The following is a 23747-nucleotide window of genomic DNA, read 5'->3' on the forward strand; positions in this document are numbered from 1 at the left end:
TTTCCCGCGGCGAACCGGAGGGCCGGCGTCGATCAGACGCCGGCCTTTTCGCGTTCGTCGTCCCCTTCCAGCGCCTCGGCCGCCTCCTCGTTGAGCGGCATGCCCTCGCGTCGGGGTTTGACGTAGGGCTCGGGCCGGGTGGTGGCGATATTGCCCCGCATCAGCGACCGGCCGGCCTGGATGCCTTCGACCAGCTGGAGCGAGAACCGCTCGTCGTCGCGGCGGCGGACGTCGTCGATGGTCTCGCGCGCCTCGTCGGCCGAGAAGCCGAGATCGATCAGCACCTGATACCCGAACACCAGCGCGGATTCGAACATCTCGCGCACCTGGTATTCCACCCCGGCCTGGACAAGGCGGATGGCGTGGCCGCGGTCGTAGGCCCGGACGAACAGTTTGGTCAGCGGGAACTCGGCCTTGACCAGTTCGACGATGCGGTCGGCGGTTTCGGACTTGTCGACGCAGACGAGGATGGTCTCGGCGGTCCCGGCGCCGGAGGCCCTCAACACATCGAGGCGGGAGCCGTCGCCGTAGAAGACCTTGAAGCCGAAAGTGCCGGCGGCCTGGATCATCTCGACGTCCGTGTCGATGATCGAGACGTCGACGTCGCGAGCCAGCAGGGGCTGGGACACGACCTGGGCGAAGCGGCCGAAGCCGATGATCAGCACCCGTTCGCGCAGGTTGCTGGCCCGGTCCACGCCGTCGGCGTCGTCCGGCGACAGGTCCTCGTTGGGGCGCAGCCGGTCGGCCAGCATGACCCGGAGCGGGGTCAGCGCCATCGACAGGATCACCACGGCCGAAAGGATCGCGGCGGTGCGGGGGTCGAGCAGGCCGGCGGCGAAGGCCGTTGCGTAGAGGACGAAGGCGAACTCGCCCCCCTCGCCCATCAGGGCGGCGCGCAGCAGGCCCTCGCCGTGCTTCTGCTTCAGGCGCGCCACGGCGTACACGGCGATCATCTTGGTGGTCATGAAGGCGGCGAGGCCGCCCAGCACCCAAGCCCAGTCGGCGATCACCACCCGTACGTCCAGCGACATGCCGACGCTGAGGAAGAACAGGCCGAGCAGCAGGCCCCGGAATGGTTCGACGTCAGCCTCCAGCTGATGCCGGAAGGTCGATTCCGACAGCAACACGCCGGCCAAGAAGGCGCCCATGGCCATCGACAGGCCGCCGAGGTTCATGGCGTAGGCGGCGCCCAGCACCACGAACAACGCCCCCATCGTCATGATCTCCCGGCCGCCGTAGCGGGCCAGCAGGCGGAAGAAGGGATTCACCACCCAGCGCCCGGCGACATAGACCAACGCCACCGCTCCGGCCGCGAGGCTGACCGTCATCCAGATCGGTCGCCCGCTGTCGACCGCTGAACCGTAGGTCCCGGCCAGCACCGCGACCAGCGCCAGCAGGGGCACGATGGCGAGGTCCTCGAACAGCAGGATGGAGATCACCCGCTGGCCGGCCGGATCGGCGTTCTCGTTGCGCTCCTGCAGCAGCTGCATGACGATGGCGGTCGACGACAGGGCGAAGCCGAAGCCGGCGATCACCGCCGCATACCAGGCGAGGCCGACGGCCATGGCGAGACCGGTCAGCAGGACGGCGCAGACCAGCACCTGCACCGCCCCGAGGCCGAAGATCTCGCGTCTCAGGCTCCACAGCCGGGCCGGGCGCATCTCGAGGCCGATGATGAACAGGAACATGACGACGCCGAGTTCGGCGACGTGGAGCACCGATTCCGGATCGTCGACCACGCCAAGCACGGAGGGGCCGATCAGCAGGCCGGCGGCCAGATAGCCGAGCACCGAGCCCAGCCCGAAGCGGCGGAACAGGGTCGCGGCCACGACCATGGCGGCCAGCAGGGCCACCACGTGTCCCAGACCCATGCTGGTGGTCTCGTTCATTCCGTCACCTGTGTCCGCCAGCCGTCATAGTGGGGTCGCCGGGGCGCGAGCGCCAGTCCGACCGCGTCAGGCTTCGTCAGGCGACCGTCGCCCCGATTGGCCGGATGATGGAATGCGTGCTGAATGCGCAGGACCGGGAGCGACGCCGATGACGAACCACCCGCTGAGACGCAGCCTGGCCGCCGTGCTCGCGGCCGCGCTCGCCGCGCCGATGGCGCCGGCTCCGGTGCTGGCCGAAGTCAGCCGGCCGGACCAGCCCCGCGACGGCGTGGTTTCGCCGGAGAACTGCCGGGCGGTGGGAATCACGCTGGGCGACCACCGGCCCGACGTGGCGTACCGCAGCGGCTCGGCCCGCGGGATGGTCCCGACCTATGCGCCGCCGCCACCGCCGCCTCCGATGCCGCCACCTCCGCCTCCGCCTCCGCCGCCGCCCGTCATGGTTCAGCGCGAGTCCCTGATGACGACCGGCCAGGCAGCCACGGCGGATTATCTGGCGGTCGCGCCGGCCCCTTCAAACGCCTTCGTCCCGGGCCAGCCCCGGGTCCCGGCCGACACCGAACGCTATCCCGATGCGACGCCGAACCCGGTCAAGCGCGTGGCCGAGGCGCCGGTCTCGACCTTCTCGATCGACGTCGACACCGCCAGTTACTCGAACGTGCGCCGCTTCCTTGAGGAGGGCCGCCTGCCCCCGCCGGACTCGGTGCGGGTCGAGGAGATGATCAACTATTTCGACTACGGCTATGAGCGGCCGCGCTCGGCGTCGGAGCCATTCGCCGTCACCACAGCGGTGGCGGCCTCGCCGTGGTCCGAGGGACGCCAGATCGTTCATGTGGCGCTGCAGGGCTACGAGTTGCCCGAGGCCCAGCGGCGGCCGCTGAACCTGACCTTCATGGTCGACGTGTCGGGCTCGATGATGTCGGCGGACAAGCTGGATCTGGCCAAGAAATCGATGAACCTGATCATCGACCGGCTGCGGCCGCAGGACCGGGTGGCCGTGACCTACTACGCCTCCGACGTCGGCACGGCCGTCGGCCCGACCCCGGGCGACCAGAAGCTGAAGCTGCGCTGCGCCGTCGAGGCCCTCAACGCCGGCGGCTCGACCGCCGGGGCGCAGGGCATGGTCAACGCCTACACCCAGGCGGAGGCCGCCTTCGGGCACGACAAGGTCAACCGCATCCTGATGTTCACCGACGGCGACTTCAACGTCGGGGTCACCAACGACCAGCGGCTGGAAGACTATGTCGCCGCCAAGCGCGAGACGGGCATCTATCTGTCGGTCTACGGCTATGGCCGCGGCAACTACCAGGACGCCCGCATGCAGGCGATCGCCCAGGCCGGCAACGGGACGGCGGCCTACGTCGACGACCTGAACGAGGCGCGCCGCCTGTTCGGCCCGGCGTTCGACCGCGGGGCCTTCCCGATCGCCGACGACGTCAAGATCCAGGTCGAGTTCAACCCGGCCCGCGTCTCGGAATACCGGCTGATCGGCTATGAGACGCGGCTGCTGAACGAGGAGGATTTCAACAACGACCGCGTCGACGCGGGCGAGGTCGGCTCCGGCGCGTCAGTGACGGCCCTCTACGAGATCACCCCCGTCGGCGGGCCGAGCCAGATTCCGGAGCGGCGCTACGACCAGAACCAGATCGGCGTCGGCGGCGGCGATCCCTCGGGCGAGATCGGCTTCGTGCAGGTCCGCTACAAGCTGCCGGGCGAGCGCGACTCCCGGCTGATGCAGCGGGTCGTGTCGAACAGTGGGGCCGGACGGGTTTCGGCCCAGCCGCCGGAGAGCACCCGCTGGGCGCTGGCCGTCGCCGCCTTCGGCCAGAAGCTGCGCAACGATCCGTGGATGGGCGACGGCTACGGCTGGAACGACATCCTCGAGCAGGCGCAGGGGGCGCGGGGCGAGGATCCGTACGGCGAGCGGGCGGCGTTCGTGCAACTGATCCGGGCGGCGCAGGGGATGCCGGCGCAGGCGACGCCCTAGGACCCCTCGGTCCTTGTCATCCCGGCTCTTCGCTTCGGCCGGGATGATAAGAAGGCCGAGCTCTCTCGAGCGGAGATCGGACGTGGTTGCGGCGCCCCTCTCCCATCGCGAGAGGGATCAGGCATGATGGCCGCGTGATCGAATCCCTCTCCGCCAAAGCGGCCCGCCGCATCGCACTCGCCGCCCAAGGCTTCGGCCGGACGCCCCCCGCGGCGCCGGGCCGCAAGCGTGTCAGGGATGTCGTCCGGAAGCTGGGCGTGGTGCAGATCGACAGCGTCAATGTGGTGACACGGACCCACTATCTGCCGGCCTTCTCGCGGCTGGGCGACTATCCGCGAGAGGCGCTGGAGGCGGAGGCCTGGGGCGCCCGGCGCAGCCTGTTCGAATACTGGGGGCACGAGGCGTCGCTGCTGCCGCTGGAGACCCAGCCGCTGCTGCGCTGGCGGATGGCGCGGGCCGAGGCGGGCGAGATGTGGACCGGGCTGTCGCGGTTCGGGCGCGAGAAGCGCGACTATATCGACGGGGTGCTGAGGGAGATCGAGCGGCGCGGACCGGTGACCGGGGCGGACTTCAACGACGCGCCGCGCGGGGCGCCGGGCTGGTGGTCATGGTCGGACGGCAAGCGGGCGCTGGAGTGGCTGTTCTGGGCCGGGCTGATCACGACGAAGACGCGGCGCGGCTTCGAGCGGGTCTATGACCTGACCGAGCGGGCGCTGCCCGCGCGGGTCGTAAACCTGCCGACGCCGGACGAGGCCGACGCGCAGCGCGAACTGGTGCGCATCTCGGCGCGGGCGCTGGGCGTGGCGACGATGGCCGACCTGCGGGATTATTTCCGGCTGCCGCTGGCCGATGCGCGGGCGCGTGTGGCGGAGCTGGTGGAGGCGGGAGAGCTGACGCCGGCGGCGGTGAAGGGATGGCGGCAGCCGGCCTATCTGGCCCCGGGGACGAAGCGGCCGCGCAAGGTCGCGGCGGCGGCGCTGCTGTCGCCGTTCGACAACCTGATCTGGACCCGCGACCGGACCGAACGGCTGTTCGGGACGCGGGTGCGGCTGGAGATCTACACCCCGGCGCACAAGCGCACGCACGGCTACTATGTGCTGCCGTTCCTGGAGGATGAGGCGATCACGGCGCGGGTCGACCTGAAGGCCGATCGGCAGGCGGGCGTGCTGCGGGTGCAGGCGGCGTGGCGCGAGCCGGACGCGACGGCGCACACCGCGGAACGGCTGGCGGTGGAGCTGCGGCGGATGTCCGGATGGCTGGGGCTGGAGGGGGTCGAGGCGGCCGGCAAAGGCGACCTCGCCGGAGCGCTGAAGTCGGCGATCAGTTCGTGACGATTTCGACCACGGAGTGTCCGGGGATGACGGTGAGGCTTGGTCGCGCCCCCTTCAGACGTCGAAGCGGACTCCTTGCGCCAGCGGCAGGTCGCGGCTGAAGTTCACCGTCTGGGTCTGGCGGCGCATATAGGCCTTCCAGGCGTCGGAGCCGGACTCGCGGCCGCCGCCGGTGTCCTTCTCGCCCCCGAACGCCCCGCCGATCTCGGCGCCGGAGGGGCCGATGTTGACGTTGGCGATGCCGCAGTCGGAGCCCCAGGCCGAGAGGAACTGCTCCGCCTCGCGGACGCTGTCGGTGAAGACGCAGGACGACAGGCCCTGAGGCACGGCGTTCTGCATCGCCACCGCCGTGTCGAAGTCCGACCAGGTCAGGACGTAGAGGATGGGGGCGAAAGTCTCGTGCTCGACCACGGTGGTCTGGGCCGGCATGCGGACGATGGCGGGCCTGACGTAGACGCCGTCGCGCTCGACCGGCTCGCCGCCGGCGACCACCTCCCCGCCCTGCGCAACCGCCTGCTCAAGCGCCGCTTCAAAGCCGCGGCGGGCGTCGACGTCGATCAGCGGGCCGACCAGCACGCCGTCCTCGCGCGGATCGCCGACCGGCAGGGTCTGGTAGGCGGTTTTCAGGCGGGCGATCAGGGCGTCGGCGATGCTCTCGTGGACCAGCAGGCGGCGCAGGCTGGTGCAACGCTGACCACAGGTGCCCACAGCGGAGAAGGCGATGGCGCGCACGGCCATGTCGAGGTCGGCGCTGGGCGTGACGATCATGGCGTTGTTGCCGCCCAGCTCCAGCAGCGAACGGCCGAGGCGGGCGGCAACGGTCCCGGCTACGGCCTTGCCCATGCGGGTCGAGCCGGTGGCGGAAACCAGCGGGATGCGCGGATCGGCGGCAAGGGCCTCGCCGACCTCGCGGCCGCCGATGACAACCTGCGACAGGCCCTCGGGCGCGTCCCCGAAACGGGCGAGCGCACGATCCAGAACGGCCTGGGCGGCCAGGGCGGTCAGCGGCGTCTTCTCCGACGGCTTCCAGATCACCGGATCGCCGCAGACGAGGGCGAGGCAGGCGTTCCACGCCCAGACCGCGACCGGGAAGTTGAAGGCCGAGATGACCAGTACGGGGCCCAGCGGCTGCCACGTCTCGCGCATGTGATGCCCCGGCCGCTCGCTGGCCAGCGTCAAGCCGTACAGCTGGCGTGAGAGGCCGACGGCGAAGTCGCAGACGTCGATCATCTCCTGAACCTCGCCGAGGCCCTCGGAGACGATCTTGCCGGCTTCGAGGGTGACGAGACGGGCGAGGTCGGTCTTGGCGGCGCGCAGTTCCTCGCCGAGGAGGCGGACCAGTTCACCGCGGCGCGGGGCGGGCACGCGCTTCCAGGCGTGGAAGGCCTCTACCGAGCGCGTGACGGAGACCTCGATAGCGGCGGCGTCCGCCTGCGCCACGACGGCGCCGGCCGAGCCGTCGATCGGCGAGCGCGTGGTCAGGCCAGCGTCGGCGAAGGCGGAGTCCGGCACGCCGAGGCGACGCAGGATGTCGCGGATTTCTTCGGCGGCGGTGGCGCGAATGGTCATGGGGCGGGCTCCGGCTGGTCCGTGCGGCTTAGCGGGGCCGGCCCCAAAGAGAAAGGCCGCCCCGTCGCCGGGGCGGCCTTCGTGGATCGCGGAGCCGTCCTACCAGCGAGTGCGGTAGGCGGTGCGCTGGAGCTGCCACTGGATGCGGTCCAGCCGGCTGTCCAGATCGCGGTACTCGGCCCGGCTCAACCCGTTGCGGGCGTAGCGGTATTCGAGCCGCTGGTACTGGTTCAGCTCGCGCGACAGGCGACGGGCCTCGAACCGGTTGACGCCGCCGCTCCAGGCGAGGCGGTCAACGTGCTGCGAGAGCACCTGGGCGCGGTAGTGCAGGTCGCGCGCCGAGTAGCCGTAGCCGCGGCCGTAGCCATAGGGCTGGCCGTAGCCCGGCGAGCCGAAGCTGAGGTTCACGCTGAAATTCTGGGCCAGCGCCGGGGTCGAGACCATGACCGCGGACGCCGCCAGCACGGGGAGCAGGGCTTTCCTGATCATGGCGGGCTTCATGAGTTCGTCCTTTCGTGTCCGGGATCATCCCGGGTGATGGACGCACCAAACCACACCGCGGGTGACGCGACCCTGAGGCGCTCGTTGTCTGGCAGTCAGGAACCGGCGCGGCGGCGGCGGGTTCTGTCGCCAAGCCGACAATCCAGGAGAGACCGATGAAAGTTCGCGACGTGATGAGCAAGGACGTGCAGGTGGCCCGTCCGGGAGACAGTCTTCAGGAGGTCGCGACGCGGATGGCCGGCGGCGACTTCGGCTTCATGCCGGTGGCCGACGGCGACCGGCTGATCGGCACGATCACCGACCGCGACATCGCCGTGCGCGCCGTGGCGGGCGGAGCCGCCTGCACCTCGCCGGTGGTGGAGTACATCACCCGGGACGCCCAGACCGCCTATGCCGACGACGACCTGAAGACCGTGCTGGACGCCATGGGCTCCAAACAGATCCGCCGCCTGCCGGTGCTGGACAAGAACGAACGGCTGGTCGGCGTGGTCTCGCTGGGCGACCTGTCGACGCGGGTGAAGGAGAAATACGCCGGAGAGGCGCTGGAGGACATCTCCCGCCCCTGATCGGGCGCGCGCCGGCGGCGTTAACCGTTTCGCCAAACCACGTGTTCATCCGCGACAGGGCATGCTCGCCGTTCATGACGGGAGACGCCAATGGCGCGCGCGCAGTTCCAGAAGGGTCAGAAGGTCTGGGTCGAGTGTGTCGGCGCCTGGGCCCAGATCGAGAAGGTCCAGCCCGTCTGGGCCAAGGGCTTCGAGGAGCCGGTGCGCGTCACCTATGACGTGGGTCTGGGCCGGGAGTTCCTCGGCCACGAACTGCTGTTGCCGACCGACGACCCGGCCGCCCACGCCAGTGAGAGCTGGCGGCTGATGCGGGCCCGGAACAAATGGCAGACGGCGGAGGATACGCCGCATCATCCCTTCCCGGGCACCTATCCGGTGGTGGTCACCGACAAGGCCGACTGGGGCGGCTGGCGCGTGCCGGGGGCGGAATACGACCGCGATCCGGAGCAGATCGAGTTCCAGGCCCGGCTGATCGCCGCCGCGCCGAGGCTGATGGCGCTGGCGCAGCGGATGGTCGCCGCGGTCGACGACACGCCCGAGGACGCTCCGCCCGAGATGCAGACGCTGGCGCGCGACGCCCGGACCGTGCTGAAGAGCGTCACCGACGTGCTGGCCGCCCCGGAGAGCGCGGCGGCCCAGCCCCCGTCGCGCGCGGCCTGACCTCGGCGGCCACGTCAATTTGAACCGCGGAGCCTCGACACGAATCCGCGACACAGCCTAGATTTAGCGATCTTCGCCGAATCGTCCGGGAGAGCGCCTTGCGGGGCAGTGAGCGCCGCATAACCTCGCAAGGACGGCGCGCCGCGGACCGGCGCAAGGGCCCGCCCGCATGGGTGCGGATCGCCATCCTCGCCGTGACCCTGGCCGTCGCCGCCTATGTGCTTCTGTTCGCTCGCGAAATGGCGCGGCCGGGGCAGGAGGCGGACGCCCTGCGCATGGCGGCGGTGGACCGCGAGGCGCGGCTGCTGGCGCTCGAGACCGAAACCCGCATCGCCCCCGTCGAGGCCGCCGTGCGAGCGGCTGTGGCGCAGGCGGCCACCCCTGCCCAGACCATCCAGCAGGCCCGCGCCGCGGCGCCGGGGCGCGGCTTCGCCGTGGTGGCGCCGGATGGAAGCGTGGTCGCGGCCGAGGGCGCGCCGCCGACCGCTTTCGCGCCCGCGCCGGGCAAGCCGAGGCTGACGGCGGACGGCGCCGCCCTGCTGGTCACGGGGGCCATGGCCGATGGACGCCGGTTGGTGGGCCGCGCGCCCCTGCCTTCGCTGCGCACCACCGACGGCGTCGACCTGTGGCTGCTGTCGGGGCCGAGGACCCCGCTGGCGGGAGATGCGGGCGGACAGGAAGCCCTGGCCCTGGCCGTGTCTCCGGCCGACGGGCTCGGACAGGGCGCGACGCTGGCGGTCGGCGACGGTGCCGTGCGGCGGACGACGGTGGCCGTGGGCGACAGCGGCCTGATCGCCGTCGCCTCAACCCCGGTCAGCGTCGGCGCCGGAGCCCTGCTGGACGACGCCTGGCTGCTGACGGCCCCGTTCGTCATCGGCGTCCTGGTGCTGCTGCTGACCCTGTTGCAGCAACGGCGACAGATGGGGATCAGCCGCGAGTGGGCCGCGTCCGAGCGCCGGTTCCGGGGCGCGGTGGAGGCGGCGCGCTGCGGGGTCTGGGACTGGGACCTCGAGACGGGCCAGATCCTGCTGTCCGACTATATGGCCGACCTGATGGGGCTGGAGCGCACCGGGGCGGTGTCCGCCGAGGCGATGATGGAGCGCATCCATCCGCGCTACCGGGCCGCCGTGGAGCATGCCCTGCGCCAGGCCGAGACCTTCGGCGCCTTCGAGGTCAGTTTTCCGGTGCCGGACCAGCAGGGCCGGGCCCGCTGGATCGACGCCCGGGGCCAGGCGCGCGGCGAACGGGGCGAGGACGGGTTCACCTCGATCCTCGGCATCGCTCTGGACACCACGGAGGCGCGGCGCGCCAAGGCCCACGCCCAGGCCGCCGAGGGCCGGCTGCGGGACGGCATCGAGAGCGTTTCGGACGCCTTCGTCCTGTTCGACCGGCAGGGCCGGCTGATCCTGTCCAACCAGGCCTTCCAGGACGCCTTCAATTTCGAGCCTGGCGTGGTCCGCAAGGGAGCCCTGAAGACCGATCTGAACCGGATCGCCGGCCTGGCGATCAAATCGGAACAGGCCGCCGCCGGCGGACGGGCCGGAGCGCGCGAGGTCGAGCTGTACGACGGCCGCTGGCTGCAACTGGTGGAGCGGTTCACCTCCGAAGGCGGATCGGTGGTCTCGGCGGCGGACATCACGGCGATCAAGCACAAGGAGGCCGAGCGCCAGCGCGCCACTGAGCGTCTCCACACCACCATCACCGAACTGGAGGACCGCGAGGACAAGCTCCGGCTGCTGGCCAACAAGTATGAGGTGGCGATGACCCGGGCGGAGGCGGCGAACCAAGCCAAGTCCGAGTTCCTCGCCAATATGAGCCACGAGCTGCGGACGCCGCTGAACGCCATCAACGGCTTCTCGGAGATCATGGCCGGCGAGATGTTCGGGCCGCTGGGCGACCCACGCTACAAAGGTTATGCCGCCGACATCCTGCGCTCAGGGCAGCATCTGCTCAGCCTGATCAACGACATCCTCGACATGGCCAAGATCGAGGCCGGCAAGCTGACGCTGCATTATGAGCCGGTGTCGCTGAAGGAGATCGTCGACGACGCCGCGCGGCTGATGCGCGGGCGGGTCGAGGAGTCGGGCTTGAAGCTGCGGGTCGACGCGCCCGAGCTGCCGACCATCGAGGCCGACCACCGCGGGCTGAAGCAGGTGGTGCTGAACCTGCTGTCGAACGCGGTGAAGTTCACGCCGGAGGGCGGCGACATCACGGTGACCCTGTCGCGCGAGGACGGGGACCGGGTGCGGGTCGCGGTCGCCGACACCGGCATCGGCATCGCCGCCGAGGACCTGACGCGGCTGGCGCGGCCGTTCGAACAGGTCGAGGGCCAGCATTCCAAGACCACCCAGGGCACCGGCCTCGGCCTGGCCCTGACCAAGTCCCTGATCGAGCTACACGGCGGAACCCTGACGCTGGAGAGCGAGCCGGGACGGGGCACCACGGCCAGCTTCGACCTGCCGATCCGTCGCCCGGATCAGACCGCCGGAAGTCAGGCGCGGGCCGCCTGAGGCGGACCGACCGGTTTCAGGGCGCTGTGCGGGGGGCCTTGCGGTCGCTCTTTTCGCGCACCACGAAGCGGCCGCGGCGGGTGAGGATTTCCGACAGGGCGACGCGGTCGTCGGGCTCGAGGGTCTGCAACACGGCGACGGCGTCGGCCTCGATCCGGGCCCGGCCCCGAAGCTCCGCGACGCGGGACTCTTCCAGCAGGGCGGAGACCCGGGCGGGATCGAAATCGGGGGATCGCGCCAGGGCGATGGCCTCGCGCCGCTTGCGCCGCATTTCGTCGAAATCCGGCCGGGCGGTCAGGGCCGACGCGCGCAGGGTGTCGCGCACACGGTCGCGCACTTCCGGGTCCAGGCCTTCGACGACGGTCATGAACGGGTGGCTTCGGGGCGCGCGGTGCTGGGACTCGATCCGGCGTTCGACGTTGGCCCGGCCGACGAGCAGGGTGGCGCCGGCCGCCAGCGCGAACAGGTTGAGCGCCACCGAGGCGGCGAGGACGATCTTCAGGGTTCTGGCGTTCACCCGAGCAACTCCGTGTCGTCCATGCCGAGCAGGGACGCCTGGTACAGCACCGCGTCGGCCTGGGCGTCGGCGGTGAAGTGGCTGGTCATGATCACGCCGGCGACGATCCCGGCGCAGGCCGCTGCGGCCCAACCCGCTCCGAAGGCCAGGGAGAGGCGGTCGATCCACAGGCGACCGGCGCGATGGGCCTTGCCTCCGGCCGACGTGGCCGCCGCCAGCACCCGGTCGCGCAGCGCCATCGACACCTCCGGCGTCGGCGAGCGGTGCAGCAGGGCGTCGACCGCGTCGGCCTCGGCCAGCGCGGGCCGCGTCAGCTCCGGATGAGCCGCCGCGAAGGCCTCGGCCGCCGCGCGTTCACCGTCCGGCCAGCGACGCCGGTCGGCGCCGTAGGCGGCTGTCAGGGCGAGGAAGCGTTCCGCCGTCATCACGTTCATACTCCTTCGGCGCCCGGCCGGTGATCGGCCAGGGCCAGTCGCAGCGCCCGCCGTCCACGCGACAGCAGGCTTTCCAGAGCCTCGATGCTGACGTCCATCAGCCCCGCGGCCTCGATATTCGACAGCTCCTGATAATGGCACAGCACGATGGCCTCGCGCTGCCGGTCCGGCAAGCGCGCCAGCGCGCCGTTGACCGCCGCGCCGATGTCCGCGGCGAGCAGACCCCGATCCGGCGCGGCGCCGTCGTCGCGCCGGTCCGGGGGCGCCGCGGTCGGAACCTCGCGCCGGCGCCGCAGGCGGTCGTAGCAGAGGTTCAGAGCCACCCGGTGCAGCCAGGTGTCGAACTTGGCCCGACCGGAGACCCAGCGGGGCGCCTGCCGCCACGCCCGCAGCAGGGCCTCCTGCGCCACGTCCTCGGCTTCCGCCGGATCGCCGAGCATGCGCTGGGCAAGCGCCAGCATGCGCGGCAGCTTGCGCGCGACCATGGCCTGAATGGCCGCGGGATCGCCCTGACCCACGCGGCGCACCAGGTCCTCGTCAGGGTCGGCGAAGGTCGCCATCCGGCCTCGTGCGAACGTTGCTGCAAGGCCGGTGAGGTCGAGGACCGCCGCGCCCGTCATCTGCTTACTCCGAAGCGGGCGCCGGAGGCGACGCCTGTTCTGCCTGACGGGCGCCGCGACGTTCCGCGCGCCGTTCGAGACGATGTTCGCGGCGATCGGCGCGGGCGGTTCGGCGCTCGGCGACGGTGACATAGCCGTCGTGGTCGGCGTCGAGGCGGACAAAGGCGGTTTCCGCCCTGGCCTGGGCCTCGGCGATCACGACGGGGCCGCGGGTCTCCATGCGTTCGGCGCGGCGGCCGCGGTGGGCGCGCGCCGCCCGCGGGCCCTGTCCGGCGCGGGCGTCGCGGCGGGAGTCGAACTCGGCCTTGCTGATGACGCCGTCGTCGTCGGCGTCGAGGCGGTCGAAACGACTGTCGGCGCGGCCGGCGCGGCGGGTCTCGGCGGCGGCGCGCCGCTCATCGGCCGTCACCGAGCCGTCGCGGTCCGCGTCGGCGGCGGTCAGCCGGGTCACGCGCCGGCCGACGAATTCGGCCTGGCTGAGGCGATGGTCGCCGTCGGCGTCCGCGCGCATGCCGCGGGCGTGCGGATGCTCCGGGGTTTGCTGGGCGACGGCGACGCCGCCCACGGCGGCGGTGAGAGCCAGGGCGGCGAGGCCGCCGGCCAGAAAGGTCGTGTTCATCCCGATGGTCTCCATGGCCGCCCGACGCGGCCGTGCATCCCTGTCTGGAGAGTGAAACGCCGCTGGGGTCAGTCTCCGTCGCTGACCGGCGGCAGGGCGGCCTCGAAGGCGGCGCGGGCGGACGTGCGGGCCTCCGCCAGCCCGGCCTTCAGGGCGTCGTAGCCGGGGAAGCCGGCGGCCTTGGCCAGCCGTTCCCGGAAGCCGTCCGGCTCCTGGTCGGGATCGGGGCGTTCGTCGAAGGCCGCCCCGAAAATCTGGCTGAGGGCCTGCTGCAGCCGCCAGGCCTCGGCCAGTTCAGGATCGTCCGACAGCGCCTCGAGGGTCGAGACCGTCATCGGCCCGCCGGCCCGCGCCCGCCGGAGCTGGCGCACCTGCGCCACGAACTCCGCATCGACCTGACCGCCGGGGGCCAGCTTCACGTCCCAGTCCCCCTGCCCCGGGCGTTCGCGCGCCATCAGGTCGCGCATGCGGCGGGCGTCGCCGGCAAGGCTCACGCCCGGCCGCGGCCGGCGCAGGATGGCTTCCAGCGCCGCCGCCGTGCGCGCGCCAAAGTCCGGATCGTCGGCCCAGACGACGCGGGCCCGGGTCAGGGCCATGAACTCCCAGGTGTCGGCCTCGGCCGCGTAATAGTCCTCGACCGCCGACAGGCGCAGCGACACCGGCCCCTTGGCCGCGCCGGGACGCAGCCTCATGTCGACCTCGTAGAGCCCGCCCTCGGCCGTGTGCGCCGACAGGGCCGCGATCAGCCGCTGGGTGAAGCGCGAGTAGAACACCCCGGCCGCCCAGTGCCTGGCGTCGGATACGGCGTCGGCGGGCGCGTCGTAGACGGTCATCAGGTCGAGGTCCGAGGTCGCGGTCATCTCGCGCGACCCGGCCTTGCCGAGGGCCACGACGGCCACCGCGCCGCCGGGCAGCGCCCCGCCCTGGCGCACGGTCTCGGCCATGGCGGCGGGCGCGAGGGCGGCGAGGCAGGCGTCGGCCAGGGTGGTGTAGGCGCGCCCGGCTTCCTCGGGCCCGACGCGGCCGGTCAGGGTCTGGACGCCGATGCGGAACATCTGCTCGCGATGGACGCGGCGCACCACGTTCATGGCGGTCTCGAAGTCCGGCGCGGCGGCGGCTTCCACCCCCATCTGGGCGGCGACGCCGGTGTCCTCATCGACGCCGCGGGCGAACCGGGCGTCCAGCATGCTGTCCAGCGCCGCCGGATAGCGGCCGAGCGTGCGGGCCAGCCGGGGCGCGAAGGCCATGACCCCGACGACCAGGTCGAACAGCTTGGGCTGGGCCAGGAACAGGGCCTGGACCTGCACCCCGCCGCTGAGGCCCGAGAAGAACACGGCGAACCGGCGGAAGGCGGCGTCGGCCGCGCCGGTGTCGGCCAAGGCGGTCAGCAGGCGGGGGGCCAGGCGGGTGAACAGCTCGCGCCCCCGCGCCGTGCGGGTGGCCGGGATACGGCCGTGGTGCCAGCTGCGGATCGTCTCGGCGACCATGGCGGGGTTGGAAAAGCCCATTCGCGCCAAGGTCTCCAGCGTCTCCGGATCGTTCTCGACCCCGGTGAAGACCAGAGAGCCATAAGGGGACGACAGCGCTTCCTCCCCCTCGAACAGTTCGCCGTAGCGCCGGTTGACCCCGACCAGCAGGGCCTCGACCCGGGCGTCGAAGGCGGCGAGGTCGCCCTCGCCCGCCAGCGCCGCCACCCGCGCGCGGGCTTCGGGTTCGGCAGGCAGGTTGTGGGTCTGTTCGTCCTCGAGCATCTGCACGCGATGCTCGAGCCCACGCAGCTCGACATAGGCGGCGGTCAACTCGGCGCAGGCGTCGGGCGTGACATGGCCCGCGTCGCGCAGGGCCGCGAGGGCCTCCACGGTGCGCGGCGTGCGCAGCCCGGGATCGCGGCCGCCGAGGATCAGCTGCTGGGTCTGGGCGAAGAATTCGATCTCGCGGATGCCGCCGCGGCCGAGCTTCAGATTGGCCCCCGCCGCCTCCAGCCCCTCGCCGGTCTTGTGGACGTGGATCTGGCGTTTGATCGACTGGATGTCGAGGATGGCGGGGTAGTCGAGGCTGCGGCGCCAGATGAAGGGGATCAGGGCCTTCAGGAAGCCGGTCCCGGCCTCCACATCGCCGAGCACGGCGCGGGCCTTGATGAAGGCGGCGCGTTCCCAGTTCTGGCCGACGCTCTCGTAGTAGGCCAGGGCCATGGGGGCGGCGACCACCGGCGGGGTCGAGGACGGGTCGGGGCGCAGGCGCAGATCGACCCGGAAGACGTAGCCGTCGCCGGTCCGCTCCTGCATCAGCGTCGCCAGCGACTGGGCCAGGCGATCGACGAACCGCTGCGGCTCCACGCCCTCGGCCAGCGCCGGGATCAGGGCCTCGGGCTCCCAGAACAGGCTGATGTCGATGTCGGAGGAATAGTTGAGCTCGAAGGCCCCGTGCTTGCCCATGGCGAGGCCAAACAGGCCTGGGACCGGGCCGCGCGGATCGTCGGCCGCACTGACCAGCTTGCCGCGCTGGCGCTGGTCGTGGGCGACGGCGCGCAGGGCGGCGTTGACCGAGGCGTCGGCGAAGCGGCTGAGCGCGCCGGTGACCTGATCAAGGTCCCAGACGCCGCCGAGGTCGGCGAGCGCCGTCAGCAGGTGGAGTTCGCCCTTCAGCCGGCGCAGCGGCGCGCGCACGTCGTCGGCGCCGCCCGTAAGGGCGTCCGCAGCGGCGATGACGGCGGTCAGGCGGACGTCGGGCGCATCCTCGAGGGTGGCGCGCAGATGGTCAGGCCAGCGCCGGGCGAGACCGAACAGATAGGGCGAGGCGGCGAAGACAGGCGCGAGGGCGGGCCAGGCGCCTTGCAGCGTCCCGACCCAGCTGTCCTGCGAGGCCGCCTCGGAAAGGCGTTCGCGGGCCCGGTCGGCCGCCCCGGCGTCAACAAGCGGGCCGCACGGCCTCAGCCGCGAGGCCAGGGCGTCGCTCATGCCGCGTCCGCCGGCGGCAATACCAGCGCGACCCGCAGACCGGGACCGAAGCCGCCGTACGCGCCGGGGCCCTCGTCCAGCTGGACCCGGCCGCCGTGGGCTTCCAGCACGGCCACGACCAGCGACAGACCAAGCCCGGAACCGGCCTCGGAGCGGCTGTTGTCCAGCCGCACGAAGCGCTGGGTGACCCGCTCGCGATCGGCCTCGGGCACGCCGGGGCCGGTGTCGGTGACCGAGAATTCGATCTCACCCGAGCTGCGCCGACGGGCGCGCAGCATGACCGCCCCGCCGACGGGGGTGTATTTGATGGCGTTGTCGATGACGTTGGCCAGGGCCTGGGCGAGGAAGGGCTGGTTGGCGTCGACCATCAGGCCCCGCTCGATCTCGGCCGAGAACTCCAGCCCCTTGTCCTCGGAGGCGGGCTCGTAGAGCTCGGCCATGTCGGCGGCGAGGTCGGCGGCGTCGAACACCTTCGGATCCGGGGTGCGCCCGGCCGCCGCCTGCAGACGGGCGATGGCCAGCACGGTGTTGAAGGTCTTGAGCAGATTGTCGGCCTCGTCGAGCGCCAGCTGCAGGGCGTCGACGCCGTCGATCTTGCCGGCCTCGGCGTCGATCAGCGACACCTCCAGCTTGGCCCGCATCCGGGTCAGGGGCGAGCGCAGGTCATGAGCGATGGCGTCGCCCGCGTGCCGGATCGAAGCCATCGACGCCTCGAGCCGGTCCAGCATGGTGTTGAGGCCGGCGCCGAGTTCGTCCAGCTCGTCGCCGGAATTGCGGACCGAAAAGCGGGCCTTGAGATTTCCCTCCTGCACCGCCGTGGCGACCTTGTTGAGCCGGCCCATCGAGCGTTCGATATTGCGGCTGACCAGCACCCCGCCGGCGAGGCCGAGCAGAAGAACGATCCCCATCGCCCCCCAGAGCGCCTGGGTCAGGCGCGCGAGATAGGCCTCGGTGTCACTCAGGGACTTGCCGACGAACAGGGTCTCGCCGCCCGCCAGCCGCATCTGGACGCCGCGCACCTGGGGCCGGGTCACGCGGCCGTCCGCGTCGGTCTCGGTGAAGGGGAAGGTGATCCATTCCGACGGCCCCTCGAGCTCGGCGATCGGCTGCACGCTGATGGAACCGGTGCTCATGTCGCCCTCCGCGTTCGTCAGCAGATACAGGTAGCTGCTGTCGCGCAGGGTGCGGTCGATCAGGGCCTCGTTGAGGGCCTGTATGCCGCGTGCCTGGTAGATGCCGGTCAGCACCTTGGTCTCGGCGCTTACGTCCCGCTCGGCCTTGGCCCGGGCCTCGGCGGCCGAGGCGAAATAAACATAGGCCAAGATGGCGCTGGCCGCCGCGGCGAACAGGGCGAGGAACAGCAGCGTCAGCCGGAAGGGGGTGCGGCGAAGGAGGGAAGGGAGCTTCATCGGGAGGCGTCAGGCCTCCAGCCGATACCCCGCCCCGCGGACCGTCTGCAGCATGGCGTGGTCGAAGCCCTTGTCGATCTTGGCGCGCAGGCGGCTGATGTGGACGTCGATGACGTTGGTCTGGGGGTCGAAATGGTATTCCCAGACCTTCTCGAGCAGCATGGTCCGGGTGACCGACTGGCCGGCGTGTCGCATCAGGAATTCGAGCAGCTGGAACTCACGCGGCTGCAGGTCGATCTCCTGGCCGGCGCGGTGCACGGTGCGGGCGATCAGGTTCATCTCGAGGTCGCCGACCTTGAGCATGGTGGCCACCGAGCCGGTCTCGCGGCGGCGTGACAGGGCCTCGACGCGGGCGATCAGTTCGGAGAAGGCGTAGGGCTTGACCAGATAGTCGTCGGCTCCCGCCCGCAGGCCGGCGACGCGGTCGTCGACCTCGCCCATGGCCGAGAGGAACAGCACGGGGGTCTGGTCCCCGTCCTTGCGCAGGGTCTCGACCATGCCGATGCCGTCGAGGCGCGGCATCATGCGGTCGACGACATAGACGTCATAGCCGCCCTTCTGGGCCTCGAGCAGGCCAAAGGCGCCGTCGACGGCGTGGGTCGGCTCGTGCCCGGCTTCGGTCAGCCCGCGGACCATGGCGGTCGCGGCTTCCGCGTCGTCCTCGACCACCAGAATACGCATGGAAAGACCCCTCCGGATGCAGAATCGCCGCCGATGTTAGCGCATCGGCGGCGATCCCGGCAGTTACCGCTTTGTCAGAGTTCCGATGACCTATTCCTCGTCGTCGAACGGGAGAGCGAGGGGCGCCGTGCCCTGGGGCGTCCAGACGAAGACCAGCACGCTGGGGCGGCCGCTGCGCTTGACTGTCTCAATGGCGGTGCGCAGCGCCTCGACCGTCCGGATACGCGTGCGATCGGCCTGGGTGATGACGAGTCCGGGCTGGAGCCCCAGCCGTGACGCGGGGGCGCCCCGCGCAACGTCGGTGATGATGAGGCCATCCACGCTTTCAGGGATGCCGTAACGCGACCGGAGGGTCGCCGTGAGCGGCGTCACCGTCAGGCCCTCAACCACCTCCCCGCGGGCTGCGGGCGGTTCGCCGGGCGCGGCGGAGCCGCCGCCCTGCTCATCGCCGGCGCGAAGCTCCGATTCCGGAGGCCGCGTTCCCGAGCGGACGTTCAGGGTCACGCGGCGGCCGTCGCGGATCACGTCGAGCCGGATGGTCTCGCCAGGTTTGGCCGCACCCACGAGACGGGTGGCTTCGGTTCCGTCCTTGACCTCATCGCCGTTGACGCCGACGAGCAGGTCGCCGACCCGGGCTCCGGCCCGGTCGGCCGGTCCGCCGTCCGTGACGCTCTCGATATAGGCCCCTTCGAAGTCGCGAGGGAGGCCGTAGGCTTCCCATTGATCGGCGGTGAAGGTGCGCAGCCCCAGGCCGACATATCCGCGCTCGACCGTCCCGTTTCGCATCAGCTGGTCTGTAACCGGCTTGGCGACCGAGGCGGGAATGGCGAAGCCGATGCCGACCGAGTTGCCGGTCGGGGAATAAATCGCCGAGTTCACGCCGATGACCCGGCCGTAGATGTCGAAGGTCGGTCCGCCCGAGTTGCCGCGATTTATGGCCGCGTCTATCTGCAGGAAATCGACGTACTGGGCTGTCGGATCGGGAATGTTGCGCCCCTGCGCCGACACGATGCCGGCGGTCGCCGTCCCCCCGAGACCGAACGGATTGCCGACGGCGATGACCCAGTCGCCGACGCGCGGCTGGGCGCCTTCCTCGAAATTGACGAACGGGAAGTCCGCGCCCTCGACCTTGATGACGGCCAGATCCGTGGCTTCGTCCCGCCCGATCAGCCGCGCCTCAAGCTCACGCTGATCGGCCAGTCGCACGGTGATCTTCGTGGCGTTCTCGACCACGTGGGCGTTGGTGACGATGTAGCCGTTGGCCGAAATGAAGAAGCCCGAGCCCGCGCCGACGGACGTCGGAGCTTCCTCGCCCTCCTCCAGCTCCGGCACCGGGACGCCAAACGGAATTCCGGGAATACGCAGAACGCCGCCCTCGGGCCGCTGGATTGGCGCCTCGACGTCGATCTGCACCACCGCTGGCGCGACCTGCTGGAAGATGTCGGCGAAGCTGAGGGGCGCCCCTTGCGGCGGGGCGAAGGCCAGGCCGGCGGCGCCGGCGTTGGGCGACAGCCGGCCGGACACACCGGCGACGGGGCCAGCGTTGGCGCTCGGCCAATCGATGACGCCTCCCGCGGTGGCGCCGGCCGCCAAAACCAGGCCGAACGTGGCCCCCAGCATGAATTCCTTACGCTTCATCATCGGGTTTCGTACGATCCTCTCCTCGGACGGGGACGCCCGTTCAGTTCGTCAATATAGGGCGGCGGCCCGCATGGCCAACGTCGCTGACCAAGGATAGGTCCGCCCGCGCGTCAGTGGTCAGACGACTTTGCGTCAGCATCACGGCGATCCGCGGACGCCGACATGATCTCCGCCAGCCGCGCCTCCTCGTCCGGCGACAGGGCCGCGGGCTCGACGCGGCGGCGGCGGGTCATCAGCATCAGGGCGGCGCCGACCGCCGCCATCAGTGCGAACGGGCCGAACCACAGCAGCCAGGTGCCGAGACGGACCGGCGGCTGAAACAGCACGAAATCGCCGTAGCGCCGCACCAGATCCTGCTTGATCTCGGCATCCGAGCGCCCGGCGGCGATCTGCTCGCGGACCAGGCCGCGCATGTCGGCGGCGATGCCGGCCGGACTGTCAGCGATGGCCTCATGCTGGCAGACCACGCAGCGGATGTCGTCGAACAGCGCCTGCGCCCGGGCCTCCTGCGCGGCGTCCGGCAGCGGCCGGTCAGGCGCCGGCGGCGGCTCCGCGGCGATCAGGCCCAGCGAGGCGACGGCGATCAGCAGGGCCCGCTTCATGGCGCCGCCTTCCGTTTCGAAATCGCCAGCCGCAGCCGGCGGTCCATCAGCGACAGCACCCCACCCAGCGCCATAATGGCCGGGCCGAGGAAGATCAGCCGCGCCCAGGGGTTCCACCAGACGCGCACGTTCCAGGCCGGGGCGCCGGCCTCGGTGCGGCCGCGCTCGCCCAGCACCACATAGACGTCGTCCAGCCCACGGAAGTCGAGGCCGACCTCGGTCGTGGTCTGGCCGCCCGCCGGGAAGAAGCGGCGTTCAGCGGCGACCTCGCGCGGCGCGGCGCCGGAGCGGAGGGTGACGGTCAGCCGGCCCTGCTCGGCCAGATAGTTCGGCCCTTCGATGATCCGGACCGCGTCCAGCCGCACGGCCCAGGGGCCCGCCTCGATCGTTTCGCCGACGGCGATCGGGCGGGCCGCCTCGACGCGGTAGCCGGTCTCCACCACCGCCCCCAGCACGAAGACGCCCAGCCCGGCGTGGGCCAGGGTCGTGCCCCAGGCGCCGAGCGGGAGCCCCCTGGCCCGGCGCAGGGTTTCGCCGAAGGGGGCGCGGAACAGGCGGGTGCGCTCGGCCGTCTCGGCGAGGGCGCCGAGGATCAGCCAGACGCCGAGCCCGATGCCGGCCGCCGACAGCGCCTTGCGGGGCTCGAACATCAGCCAGCCCAGAAGCGCCAGCAGGACGGCCAGGCCCGCCGCGACGGCCAGCCGCTGCATCACGCCCTTGAGGTCGCCGCGCTTCCACGCCAGCAGCGGCCCGGCGGGCAGGATGATGAAGGCCACGGCCATGAGCGGCACGAAGGTCAGGGCGAAATAGGGCGGCCCGACCGAGATCGTCGAGCCGTTGGCCGCCTCGAGGATCAGCGGATAGAGCGTGCCGAGCAGGACGGTGGCGCAGGCGGCGGTCAGGAACAGGTTGTTGAGCACCAGCGCGCCTTCGCGGCTGACCGGGGCGAACATGCCGCCGCCCTTCAGCCGCGGCGCGCGCCACGCGAACAGGGCAAAGGCCGCGCCCGCCGTGACGCCGAGGATGGCGAGCAGCATCATGCCGCGCTGGGGATCGACGGCGAAGGCGTGCACGCTGGTCAGCACGCCCGAGCGGACCAGGAAGGCCCCCAGCATCGAGAAGGTGAAGGCCAGCAGCGCCAGGAAGGTGGTCCAGCCCGCCAGCGCGCCGCGCCGTTCGGTCACCACGGCGGAGTGCAGCAGGGCCGCGCCGGCCAGCCACGGCATGAAGCTGGCGTTCTCGACCGGGTCCCAGAACCACCAGCCGCCCCAGCCGAGCTCGTAGTAGGCCCAGAAGGCGCCGAGGGTGATGCCGACGGTCAGGAAGGCCCAGCTGGCCAGAGCCCACGGCCTGACCCAGCGGCCCCAGGCGGGCCAGAAGGCGGAGTTGGCGCGGCCCTCGATCAGGGCGGCCACGGCCAGCGAGAAACAGACCGAGAAGCCGACGTAGCCCGCGTAGAGAAGCGGCGGGTGGAAGGCGAGCGCCGGGTCCTGCAGCAGCGGGTTCAGCGACGCGCCCTGGAACGGGGCCGGGTTCAGCCGCGCGAACGGGCTGGAGGTGAAGACGGCGAAGGCGAGAAACAGCACCCCGAGCAGGCCCTGCGTCGCCACGGCCGAGGTCTTGAGACCGAACGGCAGGTTGCGGGCGCGCGCCAGCACCGCCCCGAAGCCGGTGAGGACGAGGCACCACAGCACCAGCGAGCCCTCGTGGCTCCCCCACGCCCCGGCCACCTTGTAGAGCATCGGCTTGTCGGTGTGGCTGTTGGCGGCGACGTTGGCGACCGAGAAGTCCGAGACCACGAAGGCGAAGATCAGGGCGGCGAAGGCCACGGCCACGGCGAGGGCGGCCGCGAGGGCGGCCCCTTCAGCGGCGCCGGCCAGCACCGGGCTGCGGCGCAGGCGGCCGGCTGTAGCGAGGCCGGTCTGCAACGCCGCCAGCGCGAGAGCGAGGATCAGGGCGAAGGCCCCGGTTTCAACGATCATGAGGCGGGCTTTCCGTCCGCCGGCCGCCACTCGCCCTTGGCCTTGAGCCGGTCGGCGACCTCGCGCGGCATGTAGTTTTCGTCGTGCTTGGCCAGAACCTGGGTGGCGCGGAAGCTCCGGTCGGGAAGAAAGGCGCCCTGGGCCACCACCCCCTGCCCCTCACGGAACAGGTCGGGCAGGTCGCCGCGATAGACCACCCGCGTGGTCGCCACGTTGTCGGTGACCACGAAGGCGACCTGGCCGGTTCCGTCGCGGACCACGCTGCCGGTCTCGACCAGCCCGCCCAGCCGCACCACCCGCCCCGCCGGCGCCGTGTCCGGGGTCGCCTCGGACGGCGAGAAGAAGAAGGTGACGCTGTCGCGCATGGCATAGAGCGACAGGCCGACGGCCAGGGCCAGCACCGGGGCCACGGCGATCACGACCCACAGGCGGCGGCGCGCCTTCGGGGATTTCGGCAGCCAGCTCATGAGGCGGCTCCGGCGGCGGGCAGGCGCGCCACCAGATCGGTCCGGCGTGGATCGGCCGGATCGAGAGCGGCGATCAACGGCAGCCACATCTCGCGGACGCGGGCCGTGTCGCCGCGGCCGAGCGCGGCCTCGCCGAGGAAGAAGCGGGCCCCCAGCTGATCGGCGTCGAGGCGCAGCGCCTGCGCAAAGGCGGCTTCGGCGTCGCCATCGATCTCGCCGCCGTTGGCCTGGACCAGACTCTCGCCCAGCCGGGCCCAGCTCTGGGCGTCATCGGGGCGCACGGCCACGGCGCGCCGGAGAGCCGAGGCGGCGCCGATCGGATCGCCGGCCTCGAAACGGGCGGCGCCGAGCATGGTCAGGGCCTGATGATCGTTGGGGCGTTCCTCGACGACACGGGCGACCACGGCGGCGATCTGCGGCGGCTGCAAGGCGTCGAGTTGGGTCGCCCACTCGTCGACCCGGCGCTCGTAGGCCTGGTCCGGCAGGCCCGGCGCGCCGACCAGCACGTACAGGCCCACGGCGCCGGCGACGGAGACGCCGATCCCGCCGAGCACCCAGAAGCGGTCGCCGGCGCCGGCGGGCGCCGGGGCCGCCTCGCGTTGCGCCGACAGGATGCGGCGGCCGGCCTCGGCGCGGGCGGCGGTCCAGCCCGCCTCGTCCAGCAGGCCGCGCGCCTTGAGGCGATCCAGCTCCGACAGTTCGGCGGCGGCGGACACGGTCACGCTTTCGCCCGCGTCGGCGCCGCGGCGGGCGCCGGCCAGCACCAGCAGGCCGGCGAGCGACGCCAGCAACGCGCTCATGATCCAGA

20 protein-coding genes are annotated in these 23747 nt (G+C 71.7%); 5 read left to right on the plus strand and 15 right to left on the minus strand.

Features of this window, described 5'->3' with window-relative positions; all coding sequences use genetic code 11:
* Nucleotides 1–32: 32 nt before the first annotated feature.
* The gene (locus ACSQ1L_RS12380) at nucleotides 33–1889 is read right to left on the minus strand and encodes a monovalent cation:proton antiporter-2 (CPA2) family protein (protein ID WP_435995053.1); all 1857 of its coding nucleotides are present in this window, start codon (nucleotides 1887–1889) and stop codon (nucleotides 33–35) included.
* A gap of 148 nt (nucleotides 1890–2037) precedes the next feature.
* Here ACSQ1L_RS12380 and ACSQ1L_RS12385 point away from each other — a divergent pair, with 148 nt between their 5' ends.
* Nucleotides 2038–3873 carry a vWA domain-containing protein gene (locus ACSQ1L_RS12385; protein WP_435995054.1) on the plus strand — a complete coding sequence of 612 codons (1836 nt, stop codon included), beginning with the start codon at nucleotides 2038–2040 and terminating at the stop codon, nucleotides 3871–3873.
* Between the two features lie 134 nt (nucleotides 3874–4007).
* On the plus strand, nucleotides 4008–5204 hold the full coding sequence (locus tag ACSQ1L_RS12390; RefSeq protein WP_435995055.1) for a winged helix-turn-helix domain-containing protein: 1197 nt from the start codon (nucleotides 4008–4010) through the stop codon (nucleotides 5202–5204).
* 54 nt (nucleotides 5205–5258) lie between these two features.
* Here ACSQ1L_RS12390 and amaB read toward each other — a convergent pair whose 3' ends face one another.
* Both amaB and ACSQ1L_RS12400 read right to left on the minus strand, forming a co-directional pair.
* Nucleotides 5259–6773 (minus strand): L-piperidine-6-carboxylate dehydrogenase, encoded by a 1515-nt coding sequence (amaB, locus tag ACSQ1L_RS12395; RefSeq protein WP_435995056.1) that lies wholly within the window; start codon nucleotides 6771–6773, stop codon nucleotides 5259–5261.
* Nucleotides 6774–6872: 99 nt separating this feature from the next.
* The gene (locus ACSQ1L_RS12400; RefSeq protein ID WP_435995057.1) at nucleotides 6873–7274 is read right to left on the minus strand and encodes a hypothetical protein; all 402 of its coding nucleotides are present in this window, start codon (nucleotides 7272–7274) and stop codon (nucleotides 6873–6875) included.
* Nucleotides 7275–7429: 155 nt separating this feature from the next.
* On the opposite strand from ACSQ1L_RS12400, the gene ACSQ1L_RS12405 reads away from it, so the two are divergent.
* The 3 genes from ACSQ1L_RS12405 to ACSQ1L_RS12415 all read left to right on the plus strand — a co-directional run bounded on the left by ACSQ1L_RS12405 (nucleotide 7430) and on the right by ACSQ1L_RS12415 (nucleotide 11010).
* Nucleotides 7430–7840, plus strand: a complete 411-nt coding sequence (locus ACSQ1L_RS12405; RefSeq protein ID WP_435995058.1) for a CBS domain-containing protein — start codon at nucleotides 7430–7432, stop codon at nucleotides 7838–7840.
* A gap of 90 nt (nucleotides 7841–7930) precedes the next feature.
* Nucleotides 7931–8500, plus strand: coding sequence for a hypothetical protein (locus ACSQ1L_RS12410; RefSeq protein ID WP_435995059.1), 570 nt, complete (start codon nucleotides 7931–7933; stop codon nucleotides 8498–8500).
* A gap of 98 nt (nucleotides 8501–8598) precedes the next feature.
* Complete coding sequence (locus ACSQ1L_RS12415) at nucleotides 8599–11010, plus strand: ATP-binding protein (RefSeq protein WP_435995060.1); 2412 nt, start codon at nucleotides 8599–8601, stop codon at nucleotides 11008–11010.
* Nucleotides 11011–11026: 16 nt separating this feature from the next.
* Here ACSQ1L_RS12415 and ACSQ1L_RS12420 read toward each other — a convergent pair whose 3' ends face one another.
* The 12 genes from ACSQ1L_RS12420 to ccmI all read right to left on the minus strand — a co-directional run bounded on the left by ACSQ1L_RS12420 (nucleotide 11027) and on the right by ccmI (nucleotide 23739).
* A complete protein-coding gene (locus ACSQ1L_RS12420; protein ID WP_435995061.1) occupies nucleotides 11027–11527 on the minus strand; it encodes a periplasmic heavy metal sensor in 501 nt (166 codons plus the stop codon).
* On the minus strand, nucleotides 11524–11961 hold the full coding sequence (locus ACSQ1L_RS12425; RefSeq protein ID WP_435995062.1) for a hypothetical protein: 438 nt from the start codon (nucleotides 11959–11961) through the stop codon (nucleotides 11524–11526). The genes ACSQ1L_RS12420 and ACSQ1L_RS12425 overlap by 4 nt, the downstream gene beginning before the upstream one ends.
* Nucleotides 11958–12521 carry an RNA polymerase sigma factor gene (locus ACSQ1L_RS12430; protein WP_435995063.1) on the minus strand — a complete coding sequence of 188 codons (564 nt, stop codon included), beginning with the start codon at nucleotides 12519–12521 and terminating at the stop codon, nucleotides 11958–11960. The genes ACSQ1L_RS12425 and ACSQ1L_RS12430 overlap by 4 nt, the downstream gene beginning before the upstream one ends.
* Before the next feature lie 64 nt (nucleotides 12522–12585).
* The gene (locus ACSQ1L_RS12435) at nucleotides 12586–13200 is read right to left on the minus strand and encodes an EF-hand domain-containing protein (protein WP_435995064.1); all 615 of its coding nucleotides are present in this window, start codon (nucleotides 13198–13200) and stop codon (nucleotides 12586–12588) included.
* 68 nt (nucleotides 13201–13268) lie between these two features.
* Nucleotides 13269–16157 (minus strand): bifunctional [glutamine synthetase] adenylyltransferase/[glutamine synthetase]-adenylyl-L-tyrosine phosphorylase, encoded by a 2889-nt coding sequence (locus tag ACSQ1L_RS12440; RefSeq protein ID WP_435995065.1) that lies wholly within the window; start codon nucleotides 16155–16157, stop codon nucleotides 13269–13271.
* Nucleotides 16154–17566, minus strand: coding sequence for a sensor histidine kinase (locus ACSQ1L_RS12445; RefSeq protein ID WP_435995066.1), 1413 nt, complete (start codon nucleotides 17564–17566; stop codon nucleotides 16154–16156). The genes ACSQ1L_RS12440 and ACSQ1L_RS12445 overlap by 4 nt, the downstream gene beginning before the upstream one ends.
* A gap of 9 nt (nucleotides 17567–17575) precedes the next feature.
* Nucleotides 17576–18247: a response regulator transcription factor gene (locus ACSQ1L_RS12450; RefSeq protein WP_435995067.1), complete on the minus strand. Its 672-nt coding sequence runs from the start codon at nucleotides 18245–18247 to the stop codon at nucleotides 17576–17578.
* Nucleotides 18248–18337: 90 nt separating this feature from the next.
* Complete coding sequence (locus tag ACSQ1L_RS12455) at nucleotides 18338–19885, minus strand: trypsin-like peptidase domain-containing protein (RefSeq protein WP_435995068.1); 1548 nt, start codon at nucleotides 19883–19885, stop codon at nucleotides 18338–18340.
* A gap of 113 nt (nucleotides 19886–19998) precedes the next feature.
* Nucleotides 19999–20490 carry a cytochrome c-type biogenesis protein gene (locus ACSQ1L_RS12460; protein ID WP_435995069.1) on the minus strand — a complete coding sequence of 164 codons (492 nt, stop codon included), beginning with the start codon at nucleotides 20488–20490 and terminating at the stop codon, nucleotides 19999–20001.
* Nucleotides 20487–22472, minus strand: coding sequence for a heme lyase CcmF/NrfE family subunit (locus ACSQ1L_RS12465; protein ID WP_435995070.1), 1986 nt, complete (start codon nucleotides 22470–22472; stop codon nucleotides 20487–20489). The genes ACSQ1L_RS12460 and ACSQ1L_RS12465 overlap by 4 nt, the downstream gene beginning before the upstream one ends.
* Nucleotides 22469–22939, minus strand: a complete 471-nt coding sequence (gene ccmE / locus ACSQ1L_RS12470; RefSeq protein WP_435995071.1) for a cytochrome c maturation protein CcmE — start codon at nucleotides 22937–22939, stop codon at nucleotides 22469–22471. Before ccmE ends, ACSQ1L_RS12465 begins: the two co-directional genes overlap by 4 nt.
* On the minus strand, nucleotides 22936–23739 hold the full coding sequence (gene ccmI / locus ACSQ1L_RS12475) for a c-type cytochrome biogenesis protein CcmI (protein ID WP_435995072.1): 804 nt from the start codon (nucleotides 23737–23739) through the stop codon (nucleotides 22936–22938). Before ccmI ends, ccmE begins: the two co-directional genes overlap by 4 nt.
* Nucleotides 23740–23747 lie beyond the last annotated feature (8 nt).

The organism is Brevundimonas sp. LjRoot202, from assembly GCF_964253355.1.
In the GTDB taxonomy this organism is placed as follows: Bacteria; Pseudomonadota; Alphaproteobacteria; order Caulobacterales; family Caulobacteraceae; genus Brevundimonas.

Bases quoted from the DNA above. Each gene is read 5' to 3' on its own strand.
- ACSQ1L_RS12380 (WP_435995053.1), bottom strand. From the start codon at position 1,889: ATGAACGAGACCACCAGCATGGGTCTGGGACACGTGGTGGCCCTGCTG.
- ACSQ1L_RS12385 (WP_435995054.1), top strand. From the start codon at position 2,038: ATGACGAACCACCCGCTGAGACGCAGCCTGGCCGCCGTGCTCGCGGCC.
- amaB (WP_435995056.1), bottom strand. From the start codon at position 6,773: ATGACCATTCGCGCCACCGCCGCCGAAGAAATCCGCGACATCCTGCGT.
- ACSQ1L_RS12400 (WP_435995057.1), bottom strand. From the start codon at position 7,274: ATGAAGCCCGCCATGATCAGGAAAGCCCTGCTCCCCGTGCTGGCGGCG.
- ACSQ1L_RS12405 (WP_435995058.1), top strand. From the start codon at position 7,430: ATGAAAGTTCGCGACGTGATGAGCAAGGACGTGCAGGTGGCCCGTCCG.
- ACSQ1L_RS12410 (WP_435995059.1), top strand. From the start codon at position 7,931: ATGGCGCGCGCGCAGTTCCAGAAGGGTCAGAAGGTCTGGGTCGAGTGT.
- ACSQ1L_RS12425 (WP_435995062.1), bottom strand. From the start codon at position 11,961: ATGAACGTGATGACGGCGGAACGCTTCCTCGCCCTGACAGCCGCCTAC.
- ACSQ1L_RS12430 (WP_435995063.1), bottom strand. From the start codon at position 12,521: ATGGCGACCTTCGCCGACCCTGACGAGGACCTGGTGCGCCGCGTGGGT.
- ACSQ1L_RS12435 (WP_435995064.1), bottom strand. From the start codon at position 13,200: ATGAACACGACCTTTCTGGCCGGCGGCCTCGCCGCCCTGGCTCTCACC.
- ACSQ1L_RS12440 (WP_435995065.1), bottom strand. From the start codon at position 16,157: ATGAGCGACGCCCTGGCCTCGCGGCTGAGGCCGTGCGGCCCGCTTGTT.
- ACSQ1L_RS12445 (WP_435995066.1), bottom strand. From the start codon at position 17,566: ATGAAGCTCCCTTCCCTCCTTCGCCGCACCCCCTTCCGGCTGACGCTG.
- ACSQ1L_RS12450 (WP_435995067.1), bottom strand. From the start codon at position 18,247: ATGCGTATTCTGGTGGTCGAGGACGACGCGGAAGCCGCGACCGCCATG.
- ACSQ1L_RS12455 (WP_435995068.1), bottom strand. From the start codon at position 19,885: ATGAAGCGTAAGGAATTCATGCTGGGGGCCACGTTCGGCCTGGTTTTG.
- ACSQ1L_RS12460 (WP_435995069.1), bottom strand. From the start codon at position 20,490: ATGAAGCGGGCCCTGCTGATCGCCGTCGCCTCGCTGGGCCTGATCGCC.
- ACSQ1L_RS12465 (WP_435995070.1), bottom strand. From the start codon at position 22,472: ATGATCGTTGAAACCGGGGCCTTCGCCCTGATCCTCGCTCTCGCGCTG.
- ccmE (WP_435995071.1), bottom strand. From the start codon at position 22,939: ATGAGCTGGCTGCCGAAATCCCCGAAGGCGCGCCGCCGCCTGTGGGTC.
- ccmI (WP_435995072.1), bottom strand. From the start codon at position 23,739: ATGAGCGCGTTGCTGGCGTCGCTCGCCGGCCTGCTGGTGCTGGCCGGC.